The sequence below is a fragment of the Romboutsia sp. 13368 genome, from assembly GCF_018336475.1.
GTDB lineage: Bacteria > Bacillota > Clostridia > Peptostreptococcales > Peptostreptococcaceae > Romboutsia.
In genome coordinates this window covers 668,359-668,599 of record NZ_CP048741.1, presented here as the reverse complement: position 1 = coordinate 668,599, position 241 = coordinate 668,359, and positions in this window count along the sequence as shown.

Here is a 241-nt window from a genome sequence, read left to right as displayed (position 1 = left end):
ATCAATCAATTATTAACAGATACATTAATAGCCTTAGGAGGAATCATAATTACTTTAATAGGATTACCGGTATATAGCTATATGAATAAAAAAGAAAATTAACAARAATTTATATAGAGAAGCTGTAAGTTTAAACTTATAGCTTCTTTTAATTTGATAAATAATTATTTTTGAAGAATATATACAAATTTAGGGTAAAATAATATTTATAGGAAATTAGAAAAATATGAAAGTAGGTATA